We start from the raw sequence: 13,521 nt of genomic DNA, 5'->3' as shown, positions 1-13,521 counted from the left end.
AACCCATTTGAGGGATTTGTTACAGCACTCACCGAAATGGGTGATTGCCGTTCCGCGTCGCGACGGACGCCGGTTTTCTGCGCGGGGACGGGTACGCGTAGGGCATGGACTGGCTGAAAGAACTCCCCGTCATCGGGCCGCTCGTCGCACGGCTGATGGAGACGCACGCCTGGCGTTCCTACGAGACGCTGGAACGGGTTCACTGGGCCAGGCTCGCCGCGGCGATCACGTTCCTCAGCTTCCTGGCGCTCTTCCCGCTGATCGCGGTCGGTGCCGCGGTCGGTGCGGCGCTCCTCTCCCCCCAGCAGCTCGACGAGATCAAGGACAAGCTCGCCGACCAGGTGCCGGGGATCTCGGACCAGCTCGGCATCGACAGCCTGGTGGCCCACGCGGGCACGGTGGGGGTCGTCGCCGGTGCGCTGCTGCTCTTCACCGGGATCGGGTGGATCGGCTCGATGCGTGACTGCCTGCGCGCCGTGTGGGAGAAGGACGACGTGGACGAGGGGAACCCGGTCGTCCGCAAGATCAAGGACGCCGGTCTCCTGATCGGCCTCGGCGGCGCGGCGCTGGCGACCCTCGCCGTGTCCACCGTCGCCTCCACGGCCATCGGCTGGACGGTCGACCGCCTGGGTATCCCCGAGAACGGCGTGGGCGGGGTGCTGCTCCAGGTGGCCGCCGTCCTCGTGGCGATGTTCGCCGACTTCCTGATCCTGCTCTACCTGCTGACCCTGCTGCCCGGGGTCGAGCCGCCGCGCCGCCGGCTGATCGTGGCCGGTCTGGTCGGCGCGGTCGGCTTCGAGCTGCTCAAGCTGCTGCTCGGCAGCTACATGAGGGACGTCGCCTCCAAGAGCATGTACGGCGCCTTCGGCGTCCCGATCGCGCTCCTGCTGTGGATCAACTTCAGCGCGAAGCTGCTGCTGGTCTGCGCCGCCTGGACGGCGACGCCGAGCAAGGGCGCGAAGGGTGCCGACGTCAGCGACGGGGAAGGCGGCGCACCAGGTCGGGCAGCGGCCAGCGCCGGTTGACCAGGAACGCTCCCGCGGCCAGGACCACCAGCACTCCGCCGATGACGGACAGCGCGGTCCAGACCCCGCTGGAGCCGGCAGCGGCCGCGTGGGTCGTCGCGGCGGCCTTCCCGTCCTCCTCGTGGCCCTCCGTCCCCTCCTTGCCCTTCCCCGTGGCGGGCTCGGAGCCCTTGGAGGTCACGGCGGACTTCGGCGGCACCAGCTCACCGACGGGGGTCACCTTGCCGCTCGCCGCGAAGCCCCAGTCGAGAAGGCCGGCCGCCTCCTTGTAGACGGCGTGGCTCTCCTCCGCCGAGGGGTTCATGACCGTCACCAGGAGCACCCGTCCGTCGCGTTCGGCGATCCCCGTGAAGGTGTTGCCCGCGTGGGTGGTGTAACCGTTCTTGACGCCCGCGATGCCCTTGTACGGCTCCACCCCGATGTCCCCGGTGATCAGCCGGTTGGTGTTCTGGATCTCGAAGGTCTCCCGCTTCTTGCCCTTCTTCACCTCACCGGGGAACTCGGCCGTCGCCGTCGCGGCGTACTCGCGGAAGTCCGCCTTCTGCATCCCGCTCCGGGCGAACAGGGTCAGGTCGTAGGCGCTGGAGACCTGGCGGGGGGCGTCGTAACCGTCGGGTGAGACGACCGTCGTGTCGAGGGCCTGGAGCTCCTCGGCGTGACGCTGCATCGCGGCGACCGTCGCGGGCACGCCGCCGTACATCTCGGACAGCACGTGCACCGCGTCGTTGCCGGAGCGGAGGAACACCCCGAGCCACAGGTCGTGGACCGTGTACGAGTGGTCCTCCTTCACGCCCACCAGGCTGCTCCCCTCGCCCACGCCGGAGAGCTCCTCCTCGGTCACCAGATGGGTCAGCGTCTTCGGCTGCAGCGCGGGCAGGACCGTGTCGGCGAAGAGCATCTTCAGGGTGGAGGCGGGCGGCAGCCGCCAGTGCGCGTTGTGCGACGCGAGCACCTGCCCGCTCTCCGCGTCCGCGACGATCCACGACCGCGCGCTGAGGTCCTTGGGGAGCACCGGGGCACCCGGTCCCAGATTGACCTGGGTTCCCACCTGGCCGAGCCGTGAACCGCCCACGGTCGACATCGGGCCGGTCGGCTTCGGCTGGTTTTCGTCGGTCTTGTCCTTGTCGGCCGCCCCCGCGGGACTGACGACACATAGGGACAGCAACGCGGCAGAGATGACCGTCACGACGGTCTTTTTCAGAGCAGGCACGGTCGGAAACGTACAGGGCGTTGCCGGGGGCAGAGACCCGGATGGCCTGACCCGCCGGGCATACCGCTGGGACAGCCCACCCCGGGCGAAGCCGCCCGAGCGCGGCGGCGATACTGATTCCATGAAGCTCAGCCGCCCCGTTTCCTGGTTCCTGCTCGTCTTCGGGGCATGGAGCTGGGTCATCTGGGTCACCTTTGTCAAAAATCTCTGGAAGGACGGCAGCGGGCTCGCGTTCGACGACGCGGGAGACCCGACTGCGTACTTCTGGGTCCATCTCCTGCTCGCCATCACCTCGTTTCTTCTGGGGACGGCTGTAGGGGTCATCGGGTTCCGTGGTGTCAGGGCTTTGCGTCACGAAGGCAGATGACGGGCGGCGCGTGGGGCGCCGTCCGGACAGGATCGTTTCAGCGGGGGAGCGTACGTGGTTGTGGTCTTCGTACTCGTGGCGGTCGCGGTTCTCGCGCTGCTCGCGGGCGTGCACCGGTATGTGTGGCGCCGGCTGATCGGTGACACGACGCGGAAGGGCGGCGTAGCGCGCCGCGTGGGCACCGTCGCGGCCTTCGTGCTGCCTCTCCTGTCCGTCGGGGCCCTCGTCTCCAGCCGTGCCGGCTTCCCCTTCTGGCTGCAGCAGGTGCTGGCCTGGCCGGGCTACCTCTGGCTGGCCGCCCTGCTCTACCTGACACTGGCTCTGCTGGTGGGAGAGGCCGTCCGCCCCCTGCTGCGGCGGATACTCGCCCGCCGGGCCGGGACGGCCGGGACATCGGCCCCCGAGCGCGTCGGCCAGGCCCCCGCGACGGCTGAAGCGCCCGCGGACCAGGCCCCCGCGACGGCTGAAGCGCGCGCCGACCAGGCGACGGCGACACAGGCGACCGCGGCACAGACCACCGCGACACAGACCACCACCGCACCGGTCACCACCGCGCCCACCGAGGCCCCCGTCGTCGCCGACCCCTCGCGGCGGCTGTTCGTCGCCCGTGCCGTCGGCGGAGCGGCCGCCCTCGCCGGCCTGGGAACGGTCGGCAACGGAGCCTACGGGGTGCTGCGCGGCCCCCGCGTGAAACGGGTCACCGTCCCGCTGGCCGGACTGCCGCGCTCCGCCCACGGCTTCCGTATCGCCGTGGTCAGCGACATCCACCTCGGCCCGATCCTGGGCCGCGCGCACACCCGGCGCATCGTCGACACGATCAACGCCACCGGATCCGACCTGGTGGCCCTCGTGGGGGACCTCGTCGACGGCTCCGTCGCCGATCTCGGTACCGCGGCCGAGCCGCTCGCCGGCCTGGAGGCCCGCCACGGCAGCTACTTCGTCACCGGCAACCACGAGTACTTCTCCGGCGCGGCCGAATGGGTCGACCACGTACGCGAGCTGGGCCTGCACCCGCTGGAGAACTCCCGCGTCGAGGTCGCCGGCTTCGATCTCGCCGGGGTCAACGACGTCGCGGGTGAGAGTGAGGGCCAGGGGCCCGACTTCGCCCGCGCACTCGGCGACCGCGACCGCAGCCGCGCGTCCGTCCTGCTCGCACACCAGCCCGTCGTCATCGACGACGCCGTGGAGTACGGCGTCGGCCTCCAGCTCTCCGGCCACACCCACGGAGGCCAGCTCTGGCCCGGGAACCTGCTGGCCGGGCTCGCCAACCCGACGGTCGCCGGGCTCGAACGCTACGGCGACACCCAGCTGTACGTCTCGCGTGGTGCGGGAGCCTGGGGACCGCCGGTGCGTGTCGGCGCCCCCTCCGACATCACGGTGGTGGAGCTCGCTTCCCCGCACGCCTGATCCCGAAACCTGTGAGCCTCGGCACCGGCCTTCCATATGTGAATATCGTGTGATTGGGTGAGTGTGAACGTGCGGTGATGATGTGCCTCTCTGTGCACGCGGGCCGGGGCGGGTTGGCAAGGGAGCACGGCACATGCGGATCATCCGTCTACGGATTCTCGCGATTCTGGCGGTATTGGTCATCGCGGGCGTGGGCGCCTGGCAGCTGCTTCCCTCGGACGAGGCCGACCAGGCACCGATCACGGTCGGTACGTCCGACGAGGTCACCTCGCTCGACCCCGCCGGCGCCTACGACGCGGGCTCCTGGGCGATCTACAGCAACCTCTACCAGTCCCTGATGACGTTCAGGTCCGGGGCGGTCGTGCCGGAGCCGGACGCGGCCGAGAGCTGCGGGTTCATCGGCCAGAAGCTCCAGACGTACCAGTGCAGGCTGCGGGACGACCTGACGTTCTCCGACGGCCGCAAGGTCACCGCCGCCGACGTGAAGTACTCCTTCGACCGGATGCTGAAGATCAAGGCGGACGTCGGCCCGTCGGTGCTGTTCCCCAGCCTCGACTCCATCGTGTCCGAGGGCCGCACGATCACGTTCAACCTCTCGTCCCGGGACGCGACGTTCCCCCAGAAGCTGGCCACGGGCGCCGGGTCCATCGTCGACCCCGCCGAATACCCGAAGGACAGGCTCCGCACGGACAACCAGGTCGACGGATCGGGACCGTACACGCTGAAGTCGTACGAGCCCGGCGTGCTCGCCGAGCTGGTGCCCAACCCGGCGTACAAGGGCGCTCTGAAGAAGACGGGCGGCGCGGTCGACATCCGCTACTTCGAGGGTTCCGAGGCGCTCCAGGCCGCCTGGACGGCCGGCGACGTGGACGTCACGCACCGTCAGCTGCCCGCCGGGAAGCTCGCCGAGCTCGACCCGGGCGCCGGCGAACAGCGCGTCACCGAGGCGGACAGCGCCGAGATCCGCAACCTCGTCTTCAACGTCCGTGAGGGATCGCCGCTGGCGGACAAGAAGGTCCGCCAGGCCGTCGCCTGGCTCATCGACCGCGGGCCGCTGGTCACCAGGGTCTACCGGAACACCGTGGAGCCGCTCTACTCGCTGATCCCGCAGGGGTACATCGGGCACAGCACCCCCTTCTTCGACTCCTACCCGCAGTCGGACCCGGACCGGGCCAGGAAGCTGATGCGGGAGGCGGGTGTGACCCTCCCGTTGCACATCACCTTCGCCCACCGCGACGACGACGCCAACAAGGAGGAGTCCGCCGAGCTGGTCCGCCAGCTGGAGAAGGACGGGCTGTTCGAGGTCACGGAGAAGGCCGTGGAGTGGCAGGCGTTCCAGAAGGGGTACGCGGCCGGCGAGTACGACGCGTACACGCTGGGCTGGCTTCCCGACTTCCCGGACCCCGACACCTTCAGCCAGCCGCTGGTCGGCCGCGACAGCTCCCTCCACAACGGTTACACCAGCACCAAGATGGACGCACTGATCTCCGCCACGCAGCAGTACAGCGACCGCGGCCGGACCTCGGCCGACTTCAAGGAGCTGCAGGAACTGGTCGGCAAGGACGTCCCGCTGATCCCGCTGTGGCAGAAGAAGGACTACGTCGTCAGCAAGCAGTCCGTGTCCGGATCCCAGTACCTCTCCGACGGCACCGGGCTCTGGCGGCTGTGGGAACTCAGCTGGATCTGACGTCCCGCGCGCCCCGCGAGGGCGCCCCGGGCATGAACTCCACCAGGACGTCGTGGATTTGCCGCACGAGCGGTCGCAGTACCCGGAAACGGGAGAGCGCGATCGCCCGCGCGGCGATCGGCGCGGTGCGTTCGACGAGCCGACGGCTGCGTTCCGTGCCCTCGGACCGGTCGTAGACCCAGAACAGCACCAGGCCCATCTGCATAAGCCACATCAACTGCGGCAGCAGCCGCGCCAGTTCCGGGTCCGCCTTGGCCGAGGAGCCCGAAAGGCAGCGTTCGTGCAGGGAGATGACCGCTTCGCGTGCCGCGGCGGAATCCTCCGAGAACGGGGAGAGCGGGCTGTCCGGGTCCGCCGCGTTCTTGAAGAACTGCGTGGCGAAGCGGTGGTACTGCCCGGCCACGTCCAGCCAGCAGAGCAGCACGCCCCGGATGCGTACGGTGAGGTCCCTGTCCCCGGCGAGTACGGGCTGTACCGCCGCCTCGTGCTCGGCGGCCAGCCGGTCGTAGAAGCCCTGGACCAGGTGCTCCTTCGAGGAGAAGTAGTAATACGCGTTCCCGACGGAGACACCGGCCTCCTGGGCGATGGCCCGCATCGTGGTCCGGTCGTAGCCGCGCTCCTCGAAGAGCCGCAGCGCGGTCTCCAGGATCAGGGTGCGGGTCTGCTCGCTCTTCGGCGCCCTGGACTTCCCGGCCGGCTTCGCGCCGTCCGCGTCCGCCGCGTTCTTCTCTTGCTCCACCACGGTCCCAAGGCTAACCGGACGGCGGGTCCGGCCGCCCCGGGCGCCGGGGCCGCCGCAGCGCTCCGGAGGCGGACCGGAGCGCCGTGGGCACGGGGAGGAGCCGGCGCCTTCGCTCAGGCGCTCATCGAACGCGCGGTGTTCACCTGGGACATGACCCACTGGAAGGTCTCGGGGCCCGTCGCGGGGATCATCGTCTGGTGGTGCCGGCCACCGCTGGTCACCGTGATCTGCACGAAGCCCGTCGTGCGCTTCTCCTTCATGAGGAGGAACAGCAGACCGATGAGGCAGAACAGGGCGAAGACGATCGCGAGGACGATGCCCACGGTCGGGATCTTCTCCTCCGTGCGCGACATGTCGGTCGCCGTCCACACCGCGCCCTTGAGGGGCAGGGTGCCGGACGGGGTCACGATGCCGTCGTTCATCACCGTGATGTCACCCAGGGACAGCATCGGGACGCCGCCACCGCCCTGCTGCGCGGGCAGGTTGAAGCCGGGCTCCGTCGGCTGGCCCCCGGGGTAGCCGTACCCGGGGCCCTGCTGAGTCGCGGATTCGGGCAGCGGCTGCGGGTAGCCGTACGCCGGAGCGGCGTCCGGCGCCGGATAGCCGTAGCCCTGGCCGTCCGGCATCGTGGGCGGGTTGCCCGGCGGCTGGGGCGGGCCCCACTTGTATGAGTCGTCCGCGTACGGATTCGGATCGCTCACAGCGTTCCCCGTTCTCCTTCAAGCCATCTGCTCCCGCGCTGTGCTGCTCCGGGAGAGGTGAGCCGGTCACGGCTCCCCAGGACCGTACCGTCCCGGACCGCCCGATGCACCAAGAGGCCCCGCTTCCCGCACTGTCCGTGCGCGGAACGGGGCCTCTCGGTGCGACGCGTGGGTCAGAAGCGACGGGTGATCAGCGCGCGCTTCACTTCCTGGATCGCCTTGGTGACCTCGATGCCACGCGGGCAGGCGTCCGTGCAGTTGAACGTCGTGCGGCAACGCCACACACCGTCACGGTCGTTGAGGATCTCCAGGCGCTGCTCCCCGGCCTCGTCACGCGAGTCGAAGATGAAGCGGTGCGCGTTGACGATCGCCGCCGGGCCGAAGTACTGGCCGTCGTTCCAGAACACCGGGCACGAGGACGTGCACGCGGCGCACAGGATGCACTTGGTGGTGTCGTCGAAGCGCTCGCGGTCCTCGGGGGACTGCAGGCGCTCACGCGTCGGCTCGTTCCCCTTGGTGACGAGGAACGGCATGACGTCGCGGTAGGCCTGGAAGAACGGGTCCATGTCGACCACGAGGTCCTTGAGGACCGTGAGGCCCTTGATGGCCTCGACCGTGATCGGCTTCTCCGGGTTGATGTCCTTGATCAGCGTCTTGCAGGCGAGCCTGTTCTTGCCGTTGATCCGCATCGCGTCGGAGCCGCAGATGCCGTGCGCGCAGGAACGCCGGAAGGTCAGCGTGCCGTCCTGCTCCCACTTGATCTTGTGAAGGGCGTCGAGCACACGCTCCTTCGGGTCGATCGAGAGCTGGAAGTCCTGCCACTCGACCTCGTCGGAGACCTCGGGGTTGAAGCGGCGGATCCGGAACGTGGCCGTGATGTACGGGGTGTCGGCGAAGCCGGCCTCGGGCTCGGGGGCCTTGTCCGACTTCTCCAGGGTGGGGGTAGCCATCAGTACTTACGCTCCATCGGCTGGTAGCGGGTCGTGACGACCGGCTTGTAGTCGAGCCGGATCGACTCGGTGCCGTCGTCCGCGACCTCGCGGTACGCCATGGTGTGGCGCATGAAGTTGACGTCGTCGCGGTTCGGGTAGTCCTCGCGGTAGTGACCGCCGCGGGACTCCTTGCGGGCCAGCGCGGAGGTCGCCATGACCTCGGCCAGGTCGAGCAGGTTGCCCAGCTCGATGGCCTCCAGCAGGTCGGTGTTGAACCGCTTGCCCTTGTCCTGGATGGACACGTTGAGGTAGCGCGCGCGCAGCTCGGCGATCTTCTCGACCGCCGTCTTGATGGTCTGCTCGGTGCGGAACACCATCACGTTGGCGTCCATGCACTCCTGCAGCTCCGTGCGGAGCGCGTGGACCCGCTCGGTGCCCGTGGAGTTACGCAGCCGCTCGACCTGGTCCTGGACCAGCTGGGCCGGGTTCTCGGGAAGCTCGACGAAGTCGTTCTTCGCGGAGTACTCGGCGGCGGCGATACCCGAGCGGCGTCCGAAGACGTTGATGTCGAGCAGCGAGTTGGTGCCCAGACGGTTGGCGCCGTGCACGGAGACACAGGCGACCTCGCCGGCGGCGTACAGGCCCGGGACGACGGTGGTGTTGTCGGCCAGCACCTCGCCCTCGACGTTGGTCGGGATGCCGCCCATGGCGTAGTGCGCGGTCGGCTGGATCGGGATCGGGTCCGTGTAGGGCTCGATGCCGAGGTACGTGCGCGCGAACTCCGTGATGTCCGGGAGCTTCGCGTCCAGCTGCTCCGGCGGGAGGTGCGTGAGGTCGAGGTAGACGTGGTCGCCCTCGGGACCGCAGCCGCGGCCCTCACGGATCTCCGTGTAGATGGAGCGGGACACGACGTCACGGGACGCGAGGTCCTTCATGACCGGCGCGTACTTCTCCATGAAGCGCTCGCCGTCCTTGTTGCGGAGGATGCCGCCCTCACCACGGGCGCCCTCCGTCAGCAGGATGCCCATGCGCCAGATGCCCGTCGGGTGGAACTGGAAGAACTCCATGTCCTCCAGCGGCAGACCCCGGCGGTAGCAGGCGGCCTGGCCGTCACCGGTCAGGGTGTGCGCGTTCGACGTCACCTTGAAGAACTTGCCGGTGCCGCCCGAGGCGTAGATGACCGACTTCGCCTGGAAGACGTGGATCTCGCCGGTGGCCAGCTCGTAGGCGACGACGCCGGCGGACTTCTTGACGCCGTTCTCCTCGACGACCAGCTGGTCCAGGACGTAGAACTCGTTGAAGAACTCCACGCCCTCCTTGACGCAGTTCTGGTACAGCGTCTGGAGGATCATGTGGCCGGTGCGGTCGCCCGAGTAGCAGGCGCGGCGGACCGGGGCCTCGCCGTGGTTGCGGGAGTGACCGCCGAACCGGCGCTGGTCGATCTTGCCCTCGGGCGTACGGCCGAACGGCAGGCCCATCTTCTCCAGGTCGAGGACGGCGTCGATGGCCTCCTTCGCGAGGATCTCGGCGGCGTCCTGGTCGACCAGGTAGTCGCCGCCCTTGATCGTGTCGAAGGTGTGCCACTCCCAGTTGTCCTCCTCCACGTTGGCCAGCGCGGCGGCCATGCCGCCCTGCGCGGCGCCCGTGTGGGAGCGGGTGGGGTAGAGCTTCGTGAGCACGGCGGTGCGGCTGCGCTTGGTCGACTCGATGGCCGCGCGCATACCGGCGCCGCCTGCGCCGACGATGACGGTGTCGTACTTGTGGATCTGCATGGTTTTCCTCTGGTCCCTCTGTCCCGGCGCCTAGCGGATGTTCGGGTCGAAGGTGAAGATCACCAGCGTGCCCAGCAGGACGGTGAACACCGTGGCGGTGTACAGGAGCATCTTCAGCCAGAAGCGGGTGTTGTCCCGTTCGGCGTAGTCGTTGATGACCGTACGGAGGCCGTTGGCGCCGTGGAGCATGGCGAGCCACAGCATCGCCAGGTCCCATACCTGCCAGAACGGCGAGGCCCAGCGGCCCGCGACGAAGGCGAAGCCGATCTTCGACACGCCGCCGTCGAGCACCAGCTGGATCAGCAGGTGACCGATGACGAGGACGACCAGCACGATGCCCGACAGGCGCATGAAGAGCCAGGCGTACATCTCGAAGTTGGTGCGCGAACCCTTGGGGGTCCTGCCCGTGCGCTTGCGCGGGGGCTCGATGACCGGGGCCGGGTTGTCGACGTCGTACAGGCTCACGCCTTCGACGTCACCGATCGCGGAAGTGGAAGTAGGTGTCTCGGTGGACATCGGCCTCAGCTCCCGAAGACTTCACGTACGGCGTGACCGAGGACGGGGTACAGGGCCCCCACCATCAGCACGATCCAGATTCCCAGCACGGTCCAGAGCATCTGCTTCTGATAGCGGGCGCCCTTGGACCAGAAGTCCACGGCGACGATGCGGAGACCGTTCAGCGCGTGGAAGAGGATCGCGGCCACCAGGCCGTACTCGAGGAGCGCCACGAGCGGGGTCTTGTAGGTGGCCACGACGTCGTCGTACGCCTCGGGGGAGACACGCACGAGGGCGGTGTCAAGGACGTGTACGAACAGGAAGAAGAAAATGAGGACACCGGTGACTCGATGAGCCACCCAGGACCACATGCCTTCCCGGCCGCGGTACAGCGTTCCAGCCGGCACGGAAGAACCCTCCGGGAGCGGGGATTGGGGTCGGCCGGCTTGACTGTCGGTCTGACCCGGCCGGGTACGGTCCACCGGCCCCGGCCATCGTAGCGACGCTTTGTCGGTTCCATGGCGGCGGGGCCTCTGGTGTGATCAAAGCGGCAGTCAAACAGGCACGGACGGGCTACCGGGGGCCATATGCCGCCGGGGGGAACGGGCCGGGCGTCCGTCCGGCCTCCGTCACCAGCTCGATGATGCGGCCCCGGGCGAGTCGCCGCATCTCCTCCGCGGTCAGGGAACGCTCCTCGTCCGGTTCGTGCGTCAGCCGGGTGCGGATGGCCGCCAGCACCTGGTCGACGTGCTGGGAGGGGCGCAGGCCGTCGAGGCAGATCACGAAGACGTGGCCGAACCGGCTCTCGTACGCGGCGTGCGCGGCGCGCAGGGCCAGATGGGCGGCGCGGGGCGCGTCGTGGTGCAGGCACGGGGCGCTCTCCGCGGCGAGCGCCTCGGCGATGTCGGCGGGCGCGAGGTCGTACCCCGCCTCGTCGGAGGCGGCGAGCAGCGTCTCCACGTCCGGGTAGGGCCGGTGGGCGGCCAGCCGGAGTGCCCACCGGCGGCTTCCGCAGCACTCCAGCAGGGAGGCCTCGGCGAGGTCCCGGGGCCAGGCGTTGAAGCGGGCGAGGCCACTCGAGTGGGCACTCGTGCGTGTGCTCACCGACACTGGTTCCGGAACGGGGGCCTCCGTACGGGCCTCCCGAAGGGCCGGGGCGGGGCCCCGGTACTGGACGGGGACGGCCGTGCCGCCGGCCTGCTGCTGCGGCAGGTCGGGGTGCGGCTCGCTGGACCTGGACAGCGGGACTCCTCGAATGAATGACATCTGTGGCCCTGGAAAAGAGGGGCCGGAGAGCGACGAGGTTGCGCGAGGTGGGAGTGAGGACTGGTACGTATGTCCCTTCACGCTAGCGAGACGTGGAGGCGCACAACCAAATGATGCGAGAACTTCACCCGGACGGGAGAGTTTCGGAACGCTTGATGGACGAATCAACGGGGGAAATGCCCGACTTTCTTAGCTTCTTTGAACTGTTTCTCCCCCGATCCGGAGGTTTCTGACCGATGTCGCCCTCACGCGCACCCCTGGTGGCCGGCGCAGCCGTCGCGGTGGCAGCCGCCGTCACCCTCACCGTCGTCGTCTGGCCCGACGGCTCCGGCCCGCAGAACGGCGCCTCGGCCTCGGCCGGCACGTCCGCCTCGCCGTCACCCACCCGGAGCTACCCGCTCTCCACGACGCCGCGGACCATACCCGCGGTCCGGGAACACACCGCCGCACGCGGTCCCGGCTGGAAGCCGTCGAAGGACAGCGCGGTCGTCGCGGCCGACCCCGAGCTCGTGGACGAGGCGAAGCTGCTCGCCGGGGAGCTGAAGATCGGCTACCGGGGCGAGAAGTCCCCCCGGTCCGGTGACGTCGAGCTGGCCCTCGCGGCCTCCGGCAAGGGGGACCCCGAGTCGTACACGCTGAAGACCGAGGGTGACCGGGTCAGGATCAGCGGGCCCGGCGAGGCCGGCGTCTTCTACGGGACCCGCACCCTCAAGCAGTCCCTGAACACCGACGGCACCGTGCCCGAGGGCGTCGTCGACGACACGCCCGACAGGCCGCAGCGGGGGCTCAACCTCGACATCGCGCGCAAGCACTACACCGCGGACTGGATCGAGGACCGGCTGCGCGAGATGGCCGACCTCAAGCTCAACCAGCTCGGCCTCCACTTCTCCGACGACCAGGCCTTCCGGATCGAGTCCGACTCGCACCCCGAGGTGGTCTCCGAGGAGCACCTCACCAAGGCCGAGGTCCGCCGCATCCTGAAGCTCGCCCAGAGCCTCCACATCACGGTCGTCGGCGAGATCGACTCCCCGGGACACCTGGGTGCCGTCCTGCGCGCCCACCCCGACCTCCAGCTGCGCAACACGCAGGGCGTCGCACGGCAGGGCGCCATCGACATCTCGAAGGACGGGTCGGCGAAGATCGTCGACGACCTGCTGAACGAGTACGCCGAACTCTTCCCCGGCGACTGGTTCCACGTGGGCGCGGACGAGTACCAGGCCCTCACCGTCAGCAGCCCGCAGGCCTCCTACCCGCAGCTCGCCGCGGCCGCGCGCGAGAAGTACGGCACCGACGCCACCGTCCAGGACCTGGCGGAGGGCTGGCTGAACGACCGCGCCGCCGTCATCCGCAAGGCCGAGAAGATCCCGAAGGCCTGGAACGACGGGTTCTTCAGCGGCGGGACGGTCACCGCGGACAAGGGCATCGAGGTCGAGTACTGGACGGGCAAGGAGATCGGCGCCCGGCCTCCGCAGGACTACCTCGCCGAGGGCCGCAAGGTGGTCAACCTCAACGACGAGTACCTCTACTACGTGCTCGGCGAGCCCAACGACTTCACCTATCCGACGGGCAAGCGGATCTACGAGCAGTGGACCCCGTTCGTCCTGCGCGGGACCGAGCCCGTGTCCGAGCGCTACTCGAAGCAGATCCTGGGCGGCCGGTTCGCGGTCTGGGGCGACTTCCCGAACGCGCAGACACAGGCGCAGGTGGCGGCAGGGATCCGGATGCCGCTCAACGCGGTCTCCCAGAAACTGTGGGACCCGCGTGAGCCGAAGCTGACCTGGGCGCAGTTCGAGCAGCTGGCCGACGAGACCCGCTGAGCGGATCCGCCGCACTCGTCGCACCGCGCGTACCGCGCCGCCCGGGAGGGGCGCGGTACGCGCCGCGCACCCGCCCCGCCGGCCCGCGGGCGGGTTGACC

General features: G+C 69.4%; 13 protein-coding genes. 5 read left to right on the top strand and 8 right to left on the bottom strand.

What is annotated here, in order from left to right:
- The first annotated feature begins 104 nt into the window (after positions 1 to 104).
- Positions 105 to 1,025: a YihY/virulence factor BrkB family protein gene (locus LWJ43_RS12340; RefSeq protein WP_277332330.1), complete on the top strand. Its 921-nt coding sequence runs from the start codon at positions 105 to 107 to the stop codon at positions 1,023 to 1,025.
- On the opposite strand, the gene LWJ43_RS12335 is transcribed toward LWJ43_RS12340, so the two are convergent.
- On the bottom strand, positions 973 to 2,235 hold the full coding sequence (locus tag LWJ43_RS12335; RefSeq protein WP_346771983.1) for a D-alanyl-D-alanine carboxypeptidase family protein: 1,263 nt from the start codon (positions 2,233 to 2,235) through the stop codon (positions 973 to 975). The genes LWJ43_RS12340 and LWJ43_RS12335 overlap by 53 nt on opposite strands.
- Before the next feature lie 121 nt (positions 2,236 to 2,356).
- Here LWJ43_RS12335 and LWJ43_RS12330 point away from each other — a divergent pair, with 121 nt between their 5' ends.
- From LWJ43_RS12330 to LWJ43_RS12320, 3 genes are all read left to right on the top strand, one after another.
- The gene (locus tag LWJ43_RS12330) at positions 2,357 to 2,602 is read left to right on the top strand and encodes an SCO4848 family membrane protein (protein ID WP_031096590.1); all 246 of its coding nucleotides are present in this window, start codon (positions 2,357 to 2,359) and stop codon (positions 2,600 to 2,602) included.
- A gap of 60 nt (positions 2,603 to 2,662) precedes the next feature.
- Positions 2,663 to 4,009, top strand: a complete 1,347-nt coding sequence (locus tag LWJ43_RS12325; RefSeq protein WP_462100947.1) for a metallophosphoesterase — start codon at positions 2,663 to 2,665, stop codon at positions 4,007 to 4,009.
- 133 nt (positions 4,010 to 4,142) lie between these two features.
- Positions 4,143 to 5,696, top strand: a complete 1,554-nt coding sequence (locus LWJ43_RS12320) for an ABC transporter substrate-binding protein (RefSeq protein ID WP_277332327.1) — start codon at positions 4,143 to 4,145, stop codon at positions 5,694 to 5,696.
- Here LWJ43_RS12320 and LWJ43_RS12315 read toward each other — a convergent pair.
- The 7 genes from LWJ43_RS12315 to LWJ43_RS12285 all read right to left on the bottom strand — a co-directional run bounded on the left by LWJ43_RS12315 (position 5,683) and on the right by LWJ43_RS12285 (position 11,442).
- On the bottom strand, positions 5,683 to 6,438 hold the full coding sequence (locus LWJ43_RS12315) for a TetR/AcrR family transcriptional regulator (RefSeq protein WP_277332326.1): 756 nt from the start codon (positions 6,436 to 6,438) through the stop codon (positions 5,683 to 5,685). The two genes, LWJ43_RS12320 and LWJ43_RS12315, sit on opposite strands and share 14 nt — an antisense overlap.
- Before the next feature lie 113 nt (positions 6,439 to 6,551).
- Complete coding sequence (locus LWJ43_RS12310) at positions 6,552 to 7,139, bottom strand: hypothetical protein (protein WP_277332325.1); 588 nt, start codon at positions 7,137 to 7,139, stop codon at positions 6,552 to 6,554.
- 173 nt (positions 7,140 to 7,312) lie between these two features.
- A complete protein-coding gene (locus tag LWJ43_RS12305; RefSeq protein WP_205018454.1) occupies positions 7,313 to 8,089 on the bottom strand; it encodes a succinate dehydrogenase iron-sulfur subunit in 777 nt (258 codons plus the stop codon).
- Complete coding sequence (sdhA, locus tag LWJ43_RS12300; protein ID WP_277332324.1) at positions 8,089 to 9,843, bottom strand: succinate dehydrogenase flavoprotein subunit; 1,755 nt, start codon at positions 9,841 to 9,843, stop codon at positions 8,089 to 8,091. The genes LWJ43_RS12305 and sdhA overlap by 1 nt, the downstream gene beginning before the upstream one ends.
- 30 nt (positions 9,844 to 9,873) lie before the next feature.
- A complete protein-coding gene (locus tag LWJ43_RS12295; RefSeq protein ID WP_277332323.1) occupies positions 9,874 to 10,359 on the bottom strand; it encodes a succinate dehydrogenase hydrophobic membrane anchor subunit in 486 nt (161 codons plus the stop codon).
- A gap of 5 nt (positions 10,360 to 10,364) precedes the next feature.
- Complete coding sequence (sdhC, locus tag LWJ43_RS12290; protein WP_104788456.1) at positions 10,365 to 10,745, bottom strand: succinate dehydrogenase, cytochrome b556 subunit; 381 nt, start codon at positions 10,743 to 10,745, stop codon at positions 10,365 to 10,367.
- Between the two features lie 166 nt (positions 10,746 to 10,911).
- The gene (locus tag LWJ43_RS12285) at positions 10,912 to 11,442 is read right to left on the bottom strand and encodes a 2-oxo-4-hydroxy-4-carboxy-5-ureidoimidazoline decarboxylase (RefSeq protein WP_462100946.1); all 531 of its coding nucleotides are present in this window, start codon (positions 11,440 to 11,442) and stop codon (positions 10,912 to 10,914) included.
- A gap of 398 nt (positions 11,443 to 11,840) precedes the next feature.
- Between LWJ43_RS12285 and LWJ43_RS12280 the strand changes: the two genes are divergently transcribed.
- Positions 11,841 to 13,421, top strand: a complete 1,581-nt coding sequence (locus tag LWJ43_RS12280) for a beta-N-acetylhexosaminidase (RefSeq protein WP_277332321.1) — start codon at positions 11,841 to 11,843, stop codon at positions 13,419 to 13,421.
- The last annotated feature ends 100 nt before the right edge of the window (positions 13,422 to 13,521 follow it).

This window comes from Streptomyces sp. JH34 (genome assembly GCF_029428875.1).
Lineage (GTDB): Bacteria > Actinomycetota > Actinomycetes > Streptomycetales > Streptomycetaceae > Streptomyces.
The sequence above is the reverse complement of the archived record's forward strand: the minus strand, read 5'-3'. Positions and strand labels throughout refer to the sequence as shown.